Genomic DNA, 15,818 nt, shown 5'->3' with positions numbered 1-15,818 from the left:
AGTGGTCAGGGCGCGATAACGATGCCGGACACGGCCAGCAGCCCCACCACGGCCCAGGCGGGCAGCTGCCAGCGCACCAGTAGCAGGAAACCCGCCAGCGCCAGGGCGAACTGCTCGGGCCCGAGGATGGCGCCGGTCCAGACCGGGTGGTAGAGCGCCCCTCCCAGTATCCCTACCACGGCCGCATTGGCCCCTCGCATCGCCGACTGGGCAGCAGCCCAGTGACGAAGGGTGTTCCAGAACGGCATGACGGCCACCAGCAACAGAAGACCCGGCACGAAGATGGCAATCAGTGCCAGGGCGGCCCCCGTTAGTCCGCCCGGCCCGATCTCGAGCACACTGCCCAGGTAAGCAGCAAAGGTGAACAGCGGACCGGGCACCGCCTGAGCGGCGCCATAGCCGGCCAGAAAAATGTCCGACGAGAGCCAGCCCGACTGCACCACCTCGGCCTCGAGCAGCGGCAGCACCACATGCCCTCCACCAAACACCAGGGCCCCGGCCCGATAGAAGGCGTCCAGCAGATCAAGGGTCGGTGAGACGGTGGCCAGCGTCAGGACCGGCAACCCACCCAGCAGCAACAGGAAGGCCACCAACGCAAGGCTGCCGGCCCGATGAGAAACTGGTAGCGCCAATGGTGCTCGCGGCGACTCGTCACCGCCACTGCGACAGAGCGCCAGACCAGCCAGCACGCCCACCAGAATCGCCGTCACCTGGCCGAGCGGTCCAGCCACCAGCACGACAGTGAAGACCGCCGCCAGCGCGATGCCGGTGCGTCGGTGATCCGGACAGAGGTTCCTGGCCATGCCCCAGACGGCCTGAGCGACGATGGCCACCGCTGCCACCTTGAGGCCGTGAACCAGACCCGCACCGACGGTGCCTTCAAGACGGCTCGCGCCCAGCGCAAAGGCCACCAGCAACAGCGCCGACGGGAGCGTGAAGGCCACCCAGGCCAGCGCGGCGCCCCAGGGACCGGCGCGCAGAAGACCGAGGGCGAACCCCACCTGGCTACTGGCCGGCCCCGGCAGGAACTGGCACAGGGCCACCAGGTCCGCATAGTCCTGCTCGCCGAGCCAGTTTCGACGGGCGACAAACTCATGGCGAAAGTAGCCTAGATGCGCGACGGGGCCGCCGAACGAGGTCAGGCCGAGCAGCAGGAAGGCCTTGAACACCTCAAGGGGCCGGCCCCGGTGGGATGGCGAGCGGCTCATGAGCAAGCTCCTTACCGGCGCCTGGCCGTAGGCTCGTCCGCGCTTAACCGTAGCGGCCGGTAATGTAGTCTTCCGCCTTCTTGGTGGCCGGGTTGGCGAACATCGTCTTGGTATCGTTGTACTCGATGATCTCGCCCAGATGGAAGAAAGCCGTGTAATCCGCCACCCGCGCCGCCTGCTGCATGTTGTGCGTCACGGTGATGATGGTGAACTTCTCCTTCAGGCGATCCATCAGGTCCTCGATGGTGGCCGTGGAGATCGGGTCCAGGGCCGACGTGGGCTCATCCATCAGGATGACATCAGGCTGAACCGCGATCGCCCGGGCAATGCACAGGCGCTGCTGCTGACCACCGGAGAGCGAGGTGCCCGGCTGATCCAACTTGTCCTTGACCTCTTCCCAGAGACCGGCGTCGCGCAGCGCCTTCTCCACCAGTTCGTCCTGCTCCGGCTTGCGGCTCACCAGGTCGTGCATGCGCGGGGCATAGACGACATTGTCGTAGATCGACTTGGGGAAGGGATTGGGCTTCTGGAACACCATGCCCACCCGGCGGCGCAGCGCCACCTCGTCCATCTTGGCGGCGTTGACGTCGCGACCGTCCATCTCCACCAGACCCTTGATTCGCACGCTGGGAATCAGGTCGTTCATGCGGTTCAGGCAGCGCAGGAACGTCGACTTGCCACAGCCGGAGGGGCCGATCAACGCCGTGATATTCCTCTGGAAGATATCGATGTTGAGGCTCTTGAGCGCCTGTGTTTCGCCATACCAGAGGTTGAGATCGCGGACGCGAATGCTCAGCTCATGGTTGGCATGGTTATTTCGGCTGACGGGCTGCCCAACATTTGGCGTGGGCTGCGGCGTGTGCTGGCTAGCGGCTTGAATATTCATGTCTGATTCCTCTTTGGCGTGCCGGGCCTACCAGCGACGCTCGAATTTCTTGCGCAGGACGACGGCGGTGGCATTCAGGAAGATTAGGATCGCCAGCAGCACGAGGATCCCGCCGGCAGTCTTCTCGACGAAGGCCTGCTCTGGCTCGCCCGCCCAGGTAAAGATCTGGGCCGGCAGCACCGTGGCCGCCTCGGTGAAAGAGCCACCCGCATCGGGTATGAAGGCCACCATGCCGACGATGATGAGCGGCGCCGTCTCACCCATGGCCTGGGCCAGACCGATGATGGACCCGGTCATGATCCCCGGCATGGCCAGCGGCAATACGTGGTCGCGCACCACCTGCCAGCGCGAGCAGCCCACCCCGAAGGCGGCATGGCGGATCGAGTCCGGCACGCTGCGCAATGCCGTTCGCGTGGCAATGATGATCACCGGCAGGGTCATGAGCGCCAGCGTCATGCCGCCAACCAGTGGCGATGATCGTGGCACGCCGAAGAAGTTGATGAAGATCGCCAGGCCCAACAGGCCGAACAGGATCGACGGGATCGCCGCCAGGTTGTTGATGTTGATCTCGATGATCTGGGTAAGGCGGTTGTCGGGGGCGAATTCCTCCAGGTAGACCGCCGTCATCACGCCAATGGGGAAGGCGATCGCCAGCGTCACCAGCAGGGTCATCACCGTGCCTACGGCAGCGGAGAGGATGCCCGCACGCTCCGCCATCTTGGAATCGCCACTGGTAAAGAAGGTGGTATTGAACTTCAGCGCGACCTGGCCATTGTCGACACGCTCATCGATGGCGGCTTGTTCGTCATCACTCAGCGAGTTGCGGTGGCCCTTGAGATACTGATCTGCTTCGCTGTTGGTCAGCACCCAGCGGGTCTCGGTGGTGCCCAGCAGGTCGGAGTTATCACGGATCATGCCCGGTATCAGTCGCTCGAAGCTGCGGCTGACCAGGGGGGCGATATCGGGTTCCAGCGCCGCTCGCCCCATTTGCCGGGCGTCCTCGTTGTAGTCGATCTCAACCTGGACGTAGGCCTGCTGAAACGCCGGCAGCCCCCTGTTGAGCATGTCGGCAAAGAACAGCGCCAGGAACAGGCCGGCGAGGCCCAGCGCCCCCATGGAAATCCACTTAAGCCGCGACGAGCGGCGATGGCGCTTATGCAGCTGGGCGCTGATGTCGTCGAAGGAGTGTCTCATCTCGTCGATTCCTCGGCGTTACAGGTTGTTGACGCGATACTTCTCGCGGAAACGGCGGATCATGAGTACCGACACCAGGTTCAGGCTCAACGTGACGGCAAACAGCACCAGACCCAGGGCGAAGGCCGAGAGCGTCTCGGAGCTCTCGAACTCCAGGTCGCCGGTCAGCGCGGCGACGATGCGCACCGTGACCGTGGTCATGTCTTCCAGCGGGTTGGCGGTGAGGTTGGGCCGCATGCCCGCCGCCATCACCACGATCATGGTCTCGCCCAGCGCACGCGATACCGCCAGCAGCGAGGCGGAGATGATGCCCGGCAGCGCCGCCGGAATGACCACATCGCGGATGGTCTCGCCCTTGGTCATGCCCAGTGCCAGCGAGCCTTGTCGCATGCTGTCGGGCACTGCGCTGATCACGTCGTCGGAAAGCGAAGAGATGAAGGGGATGATCATGATGCCCATCACCACCCCCGGTGCCACGGCGTTGTTGAAGGAGGCATCCAGGCCGAAGAAACCGGCCACGTCAACGATGATCGGTGCCACCGTGATGGCGGCGAAGAAGCCGTAAACCACGGTGGGAATCCCGGCCAGCACCTCCAGGGTCGGTTTGGCCAGGGTGCGCACTCGACTGGGCGCAAACTCCGCCATGTAGATGGCCGAGAGCAGTCCCACCGGGATCGCCACCAGCATGGCGATGGCCGTGATCATGAAGGTACCGGCGAACAGCGGTACCGAACCGAACTGGGCAGTGCTGCCCCCCTCATCACCGCGCCCCGCGGCGGCCAGGAAGCTATCGCCCGGGCTCCAGACGGTGCCGGTAATAAACTCCCAGAAGCTGTGCATCTGGAAGAAGCGCAACGCCTCGAAGACGATGGAGAAGAGGATCCCGAAGGTGGTGAAGATCGAGATCATGGCCGCGGCGACCAGCACCCAGCGAATGACCCGCTCGATGGCCTGGCGGGCATGGAAGTCGGGCTTCACCTGACTCATCCCCACCAGCAGGCCGATGGCCGCGATCACCAGGCTGCCGGCCAGCAGGTAGAGGGTGGGGATTTCGGCGCCCAGCAGAAGCATCAGGAAGGCCCCGACGGCACCCACGGTAATCGCCGGGCCGGCGGTGGCGACCACGGCGAACCAGGCGTACTGATCGGGCTGGGCATACATGGCCGTGCCACTGGCGCGCACCCGCGCGGCCTTGGCACGGCCCAGGAAGAAGGCTAACAGACCCAGCAGCAGCAGAACGCCGCTGAACATGGCGAGGAGTTGGTTGGTCTGCATAGATCTCTCTCGGTGAATAACGGCGGCAGCGTGCCTGCCGGAACGTGCAACGGCCGGCAGCCGTGGGCTGCCGGCCGGTTCAGGCGTCCCTGCCCAACGGCGGGGTTACTTGAGGTCGTCGACCTCGAGCTGTGCCCGGTTCTCGACCTTCTCGCGAGTCTGCTCACGCTCGGCTTCCGGCAGCACGATCAGGCCAATGTCTCTCAGGTAGCCACCGTTGCCAATCATGGTCTCGGAGACGAACATGTCGACATAGTCATACAGCGGCGGCACGTCGTCAGCGTGCTGGTTCTTGACGTAGAACCACAGCGAGCGGGCAATCGGGTAGTCACCGGCGCTGATCGCCTCGGGTTCCGGCGCCACGCCTTCGATGGCCGTGCCGACCAGAGTATCGGTATTCTCTTCCAGGAAAGAGTAGCCGAAGATGCCGAAGGCATCGGTGTCTTCGCTCAGGCGCTGGACGATCAGGTTGTCGTTCTCGCCAGCATCGATGTAGGCGCCGTCGGAACGAACGTCAGTGTAGGCCTCACCACCATAAGCTTCAATTTCCTCTGACGGGACTTCCATGGCGAGCTCTTCGAAGGCGTCGCGGGTGCCGGACGTGGTGGGCGGGCCATAGATGGAAATCTCGCGATCCGGCAAGGAGGCGTCGATCTCGCTCCAGTTGGTATAGGGGTTATCGACCAGTTCACCATCGACCGGCACCTTGGCCGCCACCGCCAGGAACAGCTGTTCGAGGGTCAGCTCGATAGCGTCGTTCTCGCTGGACTGAGCGAACACGATACCGTCAGAACCGATCTTGACCTCGGTGATATCGGTCACGCCGTTCTCGATGCAGCGCTCGAGCTCGGAGAGCTTGATGCGGCGAGACGCATTGGTAATGTCGGGAGTGCCCTCGCCCACGCCGTTACAGAACAGGCGCAGACCACCACCGGAACCGGTGGACTCGATGACCGGGGTCGGATACTCGGTCACGGCACCGAACTCCTCGGTCACGTAACTGGCGAACGGGTAGACGGTGCTGGAGCCGACGATGCGGATCTGATCACGGGCATGTGCCACGGTAGCCACACCGATAACGGCGGCGGCGATGGCAGTGGTCTTGAAAGCACGGTTGTTGAGGATGCGATTCATGGAGCGATCTCCTGGTTGGGATAGTGTGCAACCTTCGCAGGACACACCTTGCCGCAGTCAGATGACAGCTTCGTGACAAACCGCCATAAATTCTAGCCCCTTTCCCGCCTCTTGCCAGCGCGTGGATCAGGCCCTTTCGGGACGCCCTGCCAGTAGGCGTATACCGAGGTTGGCCAGCAACGAGGCGCCGAGCATGGTGGCCACCATCGGCCAGGCGCTGTCCACCTCGAAGGCACCCACCAGCACGCCGGCCAGGGCGCCGCTGGAGAACTGCAGGCTGCCCTGAAGGGCGGCTGCGGTGGCACTCATGTGATGGAAGCGGTCGAGCAGCGAGGTGATGGCGTTGGGGGCAATCAACCCGATGGTGCCGGCGAAAAGCACGATCAGCGGCACCATGGTGGCAAGCGACTCCAGGCCGCTGGCCACCATGAACACCAGGCCGAGGCCGGCGGCCAGCTGGATGCCCAGTCCCAGTCGCAGGTTCTGCAGGGGCGTGCGCCACCGCAGCAGGCGGATGTTGAGGCGGTTGGCGGCCACCATGGCCACCACGTTGACTCCGAACACCAGCGGATAGAGCGATGGCGTAAGATCGAAATGTTCGAGATAGAGAAACGGCGAGGCGGTGATGAAGGCGAATAGCCCGGCAAAGGACATCGAGGCAGCGGCGATGAAGCCCATGGCCCGACGATCGCGCAGTACGCTGGCGTAGTTCGCCAGTACCTTGGCCGGCGTGGAGGCTGATTGACCGGGCGGTCGCGTCTCCGGCAAGCGGGTACCCAGCAGCCACATCAGGAAACCGGCATAGACGGCAAGGAACACGAAGATCAGCCACCAATCGGCGAGATAGAGCAGCCCGCTACCCACCATCGGCGCCACCAGCGGCGCCATCAGCATGATGATCGCCATGGTCGACATCACCTTGGCGGCTTCACGGCCTTCGAAGCAGTCGCGCACGATGGCCGCCGAGTTGACCACGGTCGCACCGCCGCCCAGCGCCTGGACGAAACGCCATGCCAGCAACTCACCCAGCGAGCCCACCGTGGTGATCATCAGGCTGGCCAACAGGAAGACCACCAGCCCACCGAGCAGCACCGGTTTGCGTCCCACCCGATCGGACACGGGGCCGAACACCAGCTGCCCGAGGGCGAAACCTGCCAGGAAGGTCGAGAGAGACAGCTCTGTATGATGGATGCTGGCCCCGATGTGTCCGGCGATCGCCGCCATGGCCGGCAGGTAGGCATCGATGGCAAAAGGCGCCAGGGCCGTATTGGCGGCCACCAGCAGCGCCACACGTCGAGGGTTCAGGGTCAAGGCGCCTCCCGGGCAGCATGGGGTGAAAGGTAGAAAGCTAATGATACCCCAAACCCCGCTCGCTGCCTTAGCCATCTGTATTCGGCCACCCTGCCTTGCTAGAGTGGCCCGACGACAACCGGAGGGATCCCGACATGGCAGATGACCTGCTTTCACAACTCAAGACCATGACCACCGTGGTCGCCGATACCGGTGACCTCGAGACGATTCGCCGCTTCCAGCCTACCGATGCCACCACCAACCCCTCGCTGATCCTCCAGGCAGCCCAGCATGAATCTCGACGCGCGCGGTTAGCCGAGATCGCCCGTCATGCCACCGACATCGACGATGCCCTGGACGCGGTAGCCGTGGAGATCGGTAGTGAAGTCAGTGCCCTGATACCGGGCTATGTCTCCACCGAGGTCAGTGCCCGCCTCTCCTTCGATGCCGACGCCACCCTGGCCAGGGCCCGTTCGCTGATCGAGCGCTACGCGCGCCATGGCGTTGGACCGGAGCGCATCCTGATCAAGGTGGCCTCTACCTGGGAAGGCATCCGCGCCGCCCGGACCCTCGAGCGCGAAGGCATCCACACCAACCTCACCCTGCTGTTCAGCTTCGCCCAGGCACGCGCCTGTGCGGATGCAGGCGTCACCCTGGTGTCGCCTTTCGTCGGTCGGATTCTCGACTGGTACAAGGCACAGGAACCCGATGCCGACTTCAGCGGTGACCGCGACCCCGGCGTGCAGTCCGTGAGGCGCATCTACGAGCACTTCAAGGGGCATGGCTACGATACCATCGTGATGGGCGCAAGTTTCCGCAATGCCGGCGAGATCATCGCCCTGGCCGGCTGCGACCGTCTGACCATCTCGCCCAAGCTGCTGGAAGAGCTGGCCGACACCACCGGCAACCTGGAGCGTCGGCTCACGCCGCTGGACGCCGAGACCCGTGCCCCGGAGCCCCAGGATGAGGCCGAGTTCCGCTGGGAAATGAACGAGGATGCCATGGCCACCGAGAAGCTGGCGGAGGGCATCCGCAAGTTCATGGCCGATCAGCGCAAGCTGGAAAGCCTGCTGGGAGAGCTGAGGAGGGAGTAAGCGACGAAGACCGGTCAGTGGTTGTGGGAAGCGGCCTCCTGGGCCTCCAGCATCTCGACGAGCGGCTGGAACTCTTCGCGATTGTGTTCATTCAGGCGCATCAAGATACGGTGCGCCTCGAGGACCCGCTGACGGGTATCCTCGACGTCGGTGGGAATCTCGGGAAGATCGCAGAGCTCGCAGGTCTCGGTGATCGGCGTCTCCACCAGGGTGAAGATACGCGAGAAGCCCATGACGTCGAGCATCCGCTGGACGTCGGGATTGTCGGCGATGATGGTCGGGCGCTCGGTGACGCGACCCTGCACCGCCATGGCCACCTTGGCAAGGAAGCCCAGGGCGGTGGAATCCACGTTGGTGGTGTCACGCAGGTCGATGATCAGCGTCTCGAGCCCCGGTGTTTCGGCCAGCTGCCGGGCCTGCCGGTCCAGGGTGGCACACAGCGTCAGCCGAACGTCCCCAATCAGCTTGAGGACAAAGACCCCGGAATCGAATGCCGCCTTGATGCGGCCTTCATGGTTTATCATTGCCAAATCCGCTCAACATCATGATCGTCAGGTCGTCTGGCAGTTCCTCATGCCCCGGGGCGCTCTCGGCGACGCTTTCATCATCGTCCGACAAGGCACCCAGTGCAAGGCTGCCACGTAAGTCCTCCAGCGTCTCGCTGGTCAGGACCCGCCGCTCGAGTTCCCTGAGCCGCATATCAAGCGTGTCACCCGGCAGGCACTCCAGTATCCCATCCGAACATAGCCACAACCGGAAATGCTCCGGCAGCTCGCAACCCAGCCACGGATAGTCGACCCCCGGAAAGAGACCGACCGGCATGCCTTCGCCGGATAGCGGTGTCACCTGACCGTCGGTCACCAGCAGCGGCATGGGGAGCTGAGCGCCCAGCGAATAGTGGAGATATCGCCGCTGATGGTCAATGACCCCGACGAACAGGGTCGCATGCTTACCGATACCGGCATCCAGCAGTTCGCGATTGAGCGCGGCCAGCCAGCGCGGTGCCAGGGCTTCTGGATGCTCGCCATCCCACTCGTGCTGCCAGTGATTTGAGAGATATTTCAGCAGCACCGTCACGAAGGCCGAGGAGGCACCGTGCCCCGAGACATCGGCAAAATAGAACAGGCTATAGCGCTCATCGAAGGCCTGGAAATCGAGAAAGTCTCCGGACAGGTAGAGCGATGGCGCCAGCCAGTAGTCGTAGGTGACGTCATTCAGGGTCTGTGGCCGCTGAGGTAGCAGCTTGCGCTGGATCTGCCCACCGGCCTGCTGGTCGAGGCGCAACATCGCAAGGTGGGTCTCGAGACTCTCGTTGAGCTCCTCCAGGTCTTCGTTGAGCTGAGCCAGGCGGGCACGGTCATGCTCACGCTCCGCGGCCAGGTGATGCACCTCGATGGCCTTGCCGATCATGCGCCGCAGCAGGGACCCATGACGCAGCGGGTCGATAATATAGTCCACCAGGCCGGCATCGACCGCGCGCAGCAGGTCAGCATCCTGGCGCTCATCGCTGACCACCAGGGTCGGCAGGCGTCCGGCGAGCCGTTTCCAGTCGGCACTGGGCACCGCTCTTGAGTGAGCCACGATGAAGGCGGTTTCCGGAGGAAGTCCTTCGATGCTGTCGGCGGCATACACCGCCAGGCCGTCTCGGGCGATGGTCTCGGCCAGTGCATCGCGCTCAGGCCCCGGCACATCGATCACCCCGATCAATTGCTTGGCTGGTGGCATGCTGTCATGGCCTCATTCGGCGAAGGCGTCATCGAAATCCGCGTCATCGAAGTCAAACTCGTCGCTGGCGAAGGGATCCTCGCCCATCTCACCATCGCTGACCTCGAAGCGACGCTGCTGCAGGTAAGTGTCGCGAATGAAACTGTAGCGGTCTCCGCGAATCATCTTTTCCTGGTCGAGCAGCCCGGCCCGGGTATCGATCACCCTCAGGGCGGTGAGCCCCATGCGCACCTCGTCATCCTCCACGTAGGTGGTGGGATATGTCACCATGTCCACCGGCAGGCCGGCAGTATCGCGAACCGTGCTCGGGCCGAGCAGCGGCAGCACCAGGTAGGCGCCTTCTCCCGCCCCCCAGGCGCCTAGGGTCTGACCGAAGTCCTCCTCGCGCCCGGTGATCTCCAACGGCGTGGCAACGTCGAACAGGCCACCGAGGCCGATGGTGGTGTTGATCAGGAAGCGCCCCGTCGCGATGCTGGCGTTGCTGCCCTTGCCCTGCAGCAGGCTGTTGAGTGCCGTACGCGGCTCCCCCAGGTTGGAGAAGAAATTGCCCACACCGGCCTCGACCGGATCCGGGGTGATGAATCGATAGCCCTTAGCCACCGGCTTGAGCGCGTAGCGGTCGATCACATCATTGAAGGCGAATACCTTGCGGTTGAAGCCCTCCCAGGGATCGTCGGGATTTCGCTCCTGCACCTCACCGCTGGCGGCACAGCCCGCCGTGGCCACCAGCGACACCGCGAGTGCTCCACGCCCGATCCATCTTGTCAGAAACTGCTTCATCGGTTTCTCGCCTCCCAGCGATTCCCTGTCGTGCCGCTCATTGACGACGCACCACCACGCTGCCGGCACTGTATCCCGCGCCGAAGGAACAGACCACCCCGAGCGCGCCGCTCGGCAGGTCGTCCCGATGCAGATGAAAGGCGATGATCGAGCCTGCCGAGCTGGTATTGGCATAGCGATCGAGGATGATCGGCGCCTGTTGAGGATTTGGATCATGACCCAGTACGCGCCGGGCGATAAGGTCGTTCATGTGACGGTTGGCCTGATGAAGCCAGAGCCGCGACAGGTCGTCACCCGCCAGTTCGAGGCTCGCCAGGTGATCAGTGATCAGCGCCGCCACCAGAGGACAGACCTCCTTGAAGACACGCCGACCCTCCTGGACAAAAAGCTTGTCGACGGCCTGCGGATCGCTGTCGGAAACCCGGTTGAGGAAGCCGGCGTTGTTGCGTATGGCGTTGGAGAAGCGCGTCACCAGCCGCGTACCGAGGATCTCGAAGCGTGCCTCGGCCGTCGCCACGGCGTCGCTTTCCAGCACGATGGCGGTACAGGCATCTCCGAAGATGAAGTGGCTGTCGCGATCCCGGAAGTTGAGGTGTGCCGAGCAGATCTCCGGGTCGACCACCAGGGCACGCTTGACGCTGCCGGCGCGGATGGCGTTGGCGGCCACCTCGATGGCAAAGGTCGCCGAGCTGCAGGCGACATTCATGTCGAAGGCGTAGCCGCCCGCACCGAGCGCCTCCTGGAGTTCCACTGCGACGGCCGGATAGGGCCGCTCCAGGTTGGAGCAGGCGACGATGACCAGCTCGATATCCTCTGCGCCTACCCCTGCCTGGCCCAGGGCCTCGTGCGCCGCGACCAGGCCCATCTCGCACTGGAGGGAGGGCTCGTCATTGCCGCGCTCCGGCAGCCGGGGCCGCATGCGCTCAGGATCGAGGATGCCTTCGGCGTCGAGCACGTAGCGGCTGTGGATGCCCGAGGCCTTGACGATGAACTCAGTACTGGAGTGCGGCAGCGGCTCGCGCTCGCCGGCGGCGATGGCCTCGGCATGGTGCGCATTCTCGGCGTCGACCCAGGCGTTGAACGAGGCCACCAGGGCCGCGTTGTCGATGGCATGCTCCGGAGTGAAGAGGCCCGTTCCGGTGATCACCACTTGGCTCATGCTGTTCTCCCTGTGAGTTCTGTCCAGCGCTTCTCGAGACGCTTGGTGGAAACCGGAAACTTCGTGCCCAGCTGCTGCGCGAAGAGTGAGACCCGCAGCTCCTCGATCCACCAGCCGAACTCCACCAGTGCCGGATCCTCAACATCACCGCGTCGCTCGCTCTCGCGACGCGCGTCAAGTCGTGCCTCGAGGTCCCGAACCTCCTGCATCTGCATCTGGTCGCGCATGCGTTCCCGCGGCGCTTTTTCCAGGCGAATCAACGCCGCTTCCATGTACCGAGGGTACTCCTCGAGCCACTCCCCGGCCTCGCTGACGAAACCGGGATGCACCAGTCGCTGCATCTGGGCCTTGAGGTCACTGTAGACCAGTGCCTGGGCCAGGTTCAGCTGCCCCTTCAGCGCCTTGCTCACGGCCAGGTGCCCCTTGAGTGCCTGCTCCAGGGTGGCCACCAGGGCCTCCGCTCGGGGCAGCAGCGCATCGCGCTGCGCCTCGAGGCGCTGGTCCAGCTCGCTCCGCGAGCGCGGCAGCGGGTCGGTGGCTACCACCTGGCGGAACACCGCTGCCACCACATCCTCGATAAGCTGACGCTTGCTGCCCACCTTGGCGAACAGCAGCGCACAGGTCTCCAGCCCCTTCAGGCCCTCGATAGCCCTCACCTGGTCAGACAGACCTTCCATGGCCGCTCGAACCACGCCGCGGCGATGGGCTTCGCGGGCCTTGTCGGGATGGTCGAAAAGCTCGACCCGGAAGGCATCCTTGACGGGCACCAGGGCCGGGTAGGCCTCCACCCGGATGCCGGCCTGGGTGGTGACCCGGGACTCGGGCAAGGGCGACTCGGGCAGGGCCTCGAGGTCACCCTCGCTGCTGGCCTGTGCGGCCAGGGCCCGGGCGCCCTCCCCCGCGGCAGCCTCGAAGCGACGTTCCAGTTCACGAGCATCGCGGCCCTGTCCCAGGGTCCGGCCCTGGTGGTCGACCACCCGCAGGTTCATCAGCAGGTGGGGCTCCAGCTGATCGAACCGCCAGTCATCGGGATGTACACGCAACCCGGTGCGGCGGCGCAGGAACTCGCCCAGCGCCTCGGTGAGCGGCTTGTCGTCCGGGGTCAGGGACTCGAGGGCGGCGTCGACCCAGTCGGGAATCGGCACCACCTGGCGGCGCACCGACTTGGGCAGCGACTTCATCAGCGCGATGCACTTCTCGCGCAACAGGCCCGGGACCAGCCACTCGAGCCGTGCCAGGGGCAGCTGGGGAAGCATGGCAGCCGGTACGGTCAGGGTCACGCCGTCATTCACGGCACCGGGCTCGAAGTGATAGCTGAGCGGGTAGCGCACGCCGCCCAGCAACAGCTCGTCGGGGTAGTCGGCCCGGGTGATCTCCCCGGCCTCCCGCGCCAGCAGGGCCGCACGGTCGAACTTCAGGATGTCGGGATTCTCGCGCTCGGCCTTGCGGCGCCAGGCCTCGAAACCCTTGCCGTTGACGATGTCCGCGGGGATGCGCTCGTCGTAGAAGGCGAACAGGGTCTCTTCGTCGACCAGGATATCGCGCTTGCGGGCGCGATCCTCGAGATCCTCGACCTCTTCCACCAGCGCCCGGTTATGTGCGAAGAATTCGCCCTTGGTGCGAAACTCGCCCTCCACCAGCGCCCGGCGGATGAAGATCTCCCGGGCCTCCTGCGGGGCGATGGGGCCATAGTGGACCTTGCGTCCGGCGACGATCGGCAGGCCGAAGAGCGTGACCTGTTCGCTGGCGACCACCTGGGCACGCTTCATCTCCCAGTGCGGCTCGGCATAGGAGCGCTTCACCAGGTGGCCCGCCAGCGGCTCGATCCATTGAGGCTCGATCCTGGCCACGGTGCGCGCGAAAAGCTTGCTGGTCTCGACCAGCTCGAAGGCCATCAGCCACTTGGGAGACTTCTTGGCCAGCCCCGACCCCGGGTGGATCAGGAACTTGCGGTTGCGGGCTCCCAGGTACTCGCGATTCTCGGTGAGCAGCCCTAGATGAGATAGCAGCCCGGGGAGCAGGGCCTTGTGCAGGGCCACGCCGCTGTTGCGATGGGCGTCGCGGCGAGCCTGGTCGTCCATTTCCGGCTCATCGGCAGCAGGCCGCGGGGCCGGCGGGGGCACTTCGATCTCCATGTCGCGCAACAGCTGGCGCAGCTGTCGGAAGGTGTCGTGCCACTCGCGCAGGCGCAGGTAATTGAGATAATGGTCCCTGCACCAGCGCCGTAGCCGATTGCCCGAGAGCTCCTCCCGGGCGGCCTCGAAGCCGTTCCAGAGATTGAGCAGGGCCACGAAATCGGAGTCCGGATCCTGCCAGCGCCGGTGCGCCTGGTCGGCGGCCTGGCGCTTGTCGGCCGGCCGGTCACGAGGGTCCTGCACCGCCAGGCCGGCGACCACGATCAGCACCTCGCGCAACCCACCCTGCTCGGCACCGGCCAGCACCATGCGTGCCAGGCGCGGATCGATGGGCAGCCGCGCCAGCTTGCGTCCCAGCGGGGTCAGGCGGTTGTCCGCATCCACGGCCCCCAGCTCGAAGAGCAGCCGGAAGCCATCGGTGACGAAGCGTGAATCCGGTGGATCAACGAAGGGGAAGGCCTCGATGTCACCGAGCTTCAGCGACAGCATCGAGAGGATCACCGAGGCCAGGTTGGTGCGGCGGATCTCGGGGTCGGTGAACTCGGGCCGGGCAAGAAAGTCCTCCTCGTCGTAGAGGCGAATACAGACCCCTTCGGCCACGCGCCCGCAGCGCCCCTTGCGCTGGTTGGCACTGGCCTGGCTGACCGGCTCAACCGGCAGGCGCTGGATCTTGGCCCTGTAGCTATAGCGACTGAGCCGCACCAGGCCCGGATCGATGACGTAGCGGATGCCGGGCACGGTGAGCGAAGTCTCCGCCACGTTGGTGGCGAGCACGATGCGCCGCCCCGCATGGGGCGCGAAGACCCGGTTCTGCTCGGCGTTGGAGAGCCGCGCGTAGAGCGGCAGGATCTCGGTGCCCTTGAGGTCGGCGCGGCGCAGGGTGTCGGCGGTCTCGCGGATTTCGCGCTCCCCCGGCAGGAACACCAGGATGTCGCGCGGACCATGAAACCAGCGCTTGTCCCGCTCGACCTGCTCGATCTCCTCCACGGCGTGGAGGATCCCCTCCTGCAGAGTGCGATCTTCCTCGTCGTCCTCATCGCGGACCAGCGGGCGATAGCGTACCTCCACCGGATAGGTTCGCCCGGTGACCTCCACCACAGGCGCCGGCTGGAACCGTCCCTGGTCGTCCGAGCGACCGAAATGCTCGGCAAAGCGCACCACGTCAATGGTTGCCGAGGTAATGATCACCTTGAGATCGGGGCGCCGCGCGGTGAGGCGCTGGAGGTAGCCGAGCAGGAAATCGATGTTGAGGCTGCGCTCGTGGGCCTCATCGATGATGATCGCCTCGTAGCGCATCAGATCCGGATCGTGACGGGTCTCGGCGAGCAGGATACCGTCGGTCATCAGCTTGACCAGGGTCTCATCACTGCTCTGGTCGGTGAAGCGCACCTGGTAGCCCACCTGCTCGCCCACCGGCACCTGGAGCTCCTCGGCTAGGCGGCTGGCCACCGAGCGCGCCGCCAGGCGCCGTGGCTGGGTGTGACCGATCAGCCCGCGGCGCCCCAAACCCAGCTCCAGGCAGATCTTGGGCAGCTGAGTGGTCTTGCCCGAGCCGGTCTCGCCGGCCACCACCACCACCTGATGCTCGCGCAGGGCCTCGAGGATATCCTCCCGACGCTCGGCCACCGGCAGGGAGGGCGGATAATCGAGGGTCACCGGCTTCGCGCGGCGACGCTCCACCTGCTGCCGGGAACGCTCGAGCGCGCGACGCACCTCGGCGAGTCCGCGATCCACGGGTTTGCCTTCCCTCAGGCGACGGCGTAACCCGCGCAGTCGCTTGTCCAGCGTCGGGACATCGCGCCGCAGGGCATCGGCAAGGTCGCGGCTCAGGGTCTCGAGCTCGGCGACATCCTGGGCAGTCGTGGCGGGGGCCTGGCGGGTCTCGGTGGTCACGGTCTCTACGGTCTTCTCCGGGTCTCGATCATCATAAAAAACCGC

The 15,818-nt window shown here is 65.0% G+C and carries 12 protein-coding genes; 1 reads left to right on the top strand and 11 read right to left on the bottom strand.

Annotated elements, in window-relative coordinates; all coding sequences use genetic code 11:
• Positions 1-5: 5 nt before the first annotated feature.
• The 6 genes from chrA to HALO32_RS14350 all read right to left on the bottom strand — a co-directional run bounded on the left by chrA (position 6) and on the right by HALO32_RS14350 (position 7,008).
• Positions 6-1,208: a chromate efflux transporter gene (gene chrA, locus HALO32_RS14375; RefSeq protein ID WP_151444595.1), complete on the bottom strand. Its 1,203-nt coding sequence runs from the start codon at positions 1,206-1,208 to the stop codon at positions 6-8.
• A gap of 43 nt (positions 1,209-1,251) precedes the next feature.
• Positions 1,252-2,094, bottom strand: coding sequence for a phosphate ABC transporter ATP-binding protein PstB (pstB, locus tag HALO32_RS14370; protein WP_151444594.1), 843 nt, complete (start codon positions 2,092-2,094; stop codon positions 1,252-1,254).
• Positions 2,095-2,121: 27 nt separating this feature from the next.
• On the bottom strand, positions 2,122-3,288 hold the full coding sequence (pstA, locus tag HALO32_RS14365) for a phosphate ABC transporter permease PstA (protein WP_151444593.1): 1,167 nt from the start codon (positions 3,286-3,288) through the stop codon (positions 2,122-2,124).
• 18 nt (positions 3,289-3,306) lie between these two features.
• Positions 3,307-4,563 (bottom strand): phosphate ABC transporter permease subunit PstC, encoded by a 1,257-nt coding sequence (pstC, locus tag HALO32_RS14360; protein ID WP_151444592.1) that lies wholly within the window; start codon positions 4,561-4,563, stop codon positions 3,307-3,309.
• A gap of 105 nt (positions 4,564-4,668) precedes the next feature.
• Complete coding sequence (locus tag HALO32_RS14355) at positions 4,669-5,697, bottom strand: substrate-binding domain-containing protein (protein ID WP_151444591.1); 1,029 nt, start codon at positions 5,695-5,697, stop codon at positions 4,669-4,671.
• 126 nt (positions 5,698-5,823) lie between these two features.
• The gene (locus HALO32_RS14350) at positions 5,824-7,008 is read right to left on the bottom strand and encodes a Bcr/CflA family multidrug efflux MFS transporter (RefSeq protein WP_151444590.1); all 1,185 of its coding nucleotides are present in this window, start codon (positions 7,006-7,008) and stop codon (positions 5,824-5,826) included.
• Between the two features lie 134 nt (positions 7,009-7,142).
• Between HALO32_RS14350 and tal the strand changes: the two genes are divergently transcribed.
• Entirely contained in the window at positions 7,143-8,081 is a 939-nt protein-coding gene (tal, locus tag HALO32_RS14345) for a transaldolase (RefSeq protein ID WP_151444589.1), read from the top strand.
• A 14-nt stretch (positions 8,082-8,095) separates the two neighbouring features.
• On the opposite strand, the gene HALO32_RS14340 is transcribed toward tal, so the two are convergent.
• Genes HALO32_RS14340 through hrpA form a run of 5 tightly spaced genes read right to left on the bottom strand, consistent with a single transcriptional unit; the run spans position 8,096 to position 15,710 of the window.
• Complete coding sequence (locus HALO32_RS14340; protein WP_151444588.1) at positions 8,096-8,605, bottom strand: STAS domain-containing protein; 510 nt, start codon at positions 8,603-8,605, stop codon at positions 8,096-8,098.
• Positions 8,592-9,806: a PP2C family protein-serine/threonine phosphatase gene (locus tag HALO32_RS14335; RefSeq protein ID WP_151444587.1), complete on the bottom strand. Its 1,215-nt coding sequence runs from the start codon at positions 9,804-9,806 to the stop codon at positions 8,592-8,594. Before HALO32_RS14335 ends, HALO32_RS14340 begins: the two co-directional genes overlap by 14 nt.
• 12 nt (positions 9,807-9,818) lie before the next feature.
• Positions 9,819-10,586 (bottom strand): MlaA family lipoprotein, encoded by a 768-nt coding sequence (locus HALO32_RS14330; protein WP_151444586.1) that lies wholly within the window; start codon positions 10,584-10,586, stop codon positions 9,819-9,821.
• A 37-nt stretch (positions 10,587-10,623) separates the two neighbouring features.
• Positions 10,624-11,745 (bottom strand): beta-ketoacyl-ACP synthase III, encoded by a 1,122-nt coding sequence (locus HALO32_RS14325; protein WP_151444585.1) that lies wholly within the window; start codon positions 11,743-11,745, stop codon positions 10,624-10,626.
• Positions 11,742-15,710 carry an ATP-dependent RNA helicase HrpA gene (gene hrpA / locus HALO32_RS14320; protein WP_225810059.1) on the bottom strand — a complete coding sequence of 1,323 codons (3,969 nt, stop codon included), beginning with the start codon at positions 15,708-15,710 and terminating at the stop codon, positions 11,742-11,744. The genes HALO32_RS14325 and hrpA overlap by 4 nt, the downstream gene beginning before the upstream one ends.
• Between the last annotated feature and the right edge of the window lie 108 nt (positions 15,711-15,818).

It is taken from the genome of Halomonas lysinitropha (genome assembly GCF_902500215.1).
Classification (GTDB): Bacteria; Pseudomonadota; Gammaproteobacteria; order Pseudomonadales; family Halomonadaceae; genus Halomonas; species Halomonas lysinitropha.
Note: the sequence above shows the minus strand (reverse complement) of the source record. Positions and strands in the feature narration are given on the sequence as shown.

Coding starts and splice junctions, on each gene's coding strand:
- chrA (WP_151444595.1), bottom strand. CDS start 1,208: ATGAGCCGCTCGCCATCCCACCGGGGCCGGCCCCTTGAGGTGTTCAAG.
- pstB (WP_151444594.1), bottom strand. CDS start 2,094: ATGAATATTCAAGCCGCTAGCCAGCACACGCCGCAGCCCACGCCAAAT.
- pstA (WP_151444593.1), bottom strand. CDS start 3,288: ATGAGACACTCCTTCGACGACATCAGCGCCCAGCTGCATAAGCGCCAT.
- pstC (WP_151444592.1), bottom strand. CDS start 4,563: ATGCAGACCAACCAACTCCTCGCCATGTTCAGCGGCGTTCTGCTGCTG.
- HALO32_RS14355 (WP_151444591.1), bottom strand. CDS start 5,697: ATGAATCGCATCCTCAACAACCGTGCTTTCAAGACCACTGCCATCGCC.
- tal (WP_151444589.1), top strand. CDS start 7,143: ATGGCAGATGACCTGCTTTCACAACTCAAGACCATGACCACCGTGGTC.
- HALO32_RS14340 (WP_151444588.1), bottom strand. CDS start 8,605: ATGATAAACCATGAAGGCCGCATCAAGGCGGCATTCGATTCCGGGGTC.
- HALO32_RS14335 (WP_151444587.1), bottom strand. CDS start 9,806: ATGCCACCAGCCAAGCAATTGATCGGGGTGATCGATGTGCCGGGGCCT.
- HALO32_RS14330 (WP_151444586.1), bottom strand. CDS start 10,586: ATGAAGCAGTTTCTGACAAGATGGATCGGGCGTGGAGCACTCGCGGTG.
- HALO32_RS14325 (WP_151444585.1), bottom strand. CDS start 11,745: ATGAGCCAAGTGGTGATCACCGGAACGGGCCTCTTCACTCCGGAGCAT.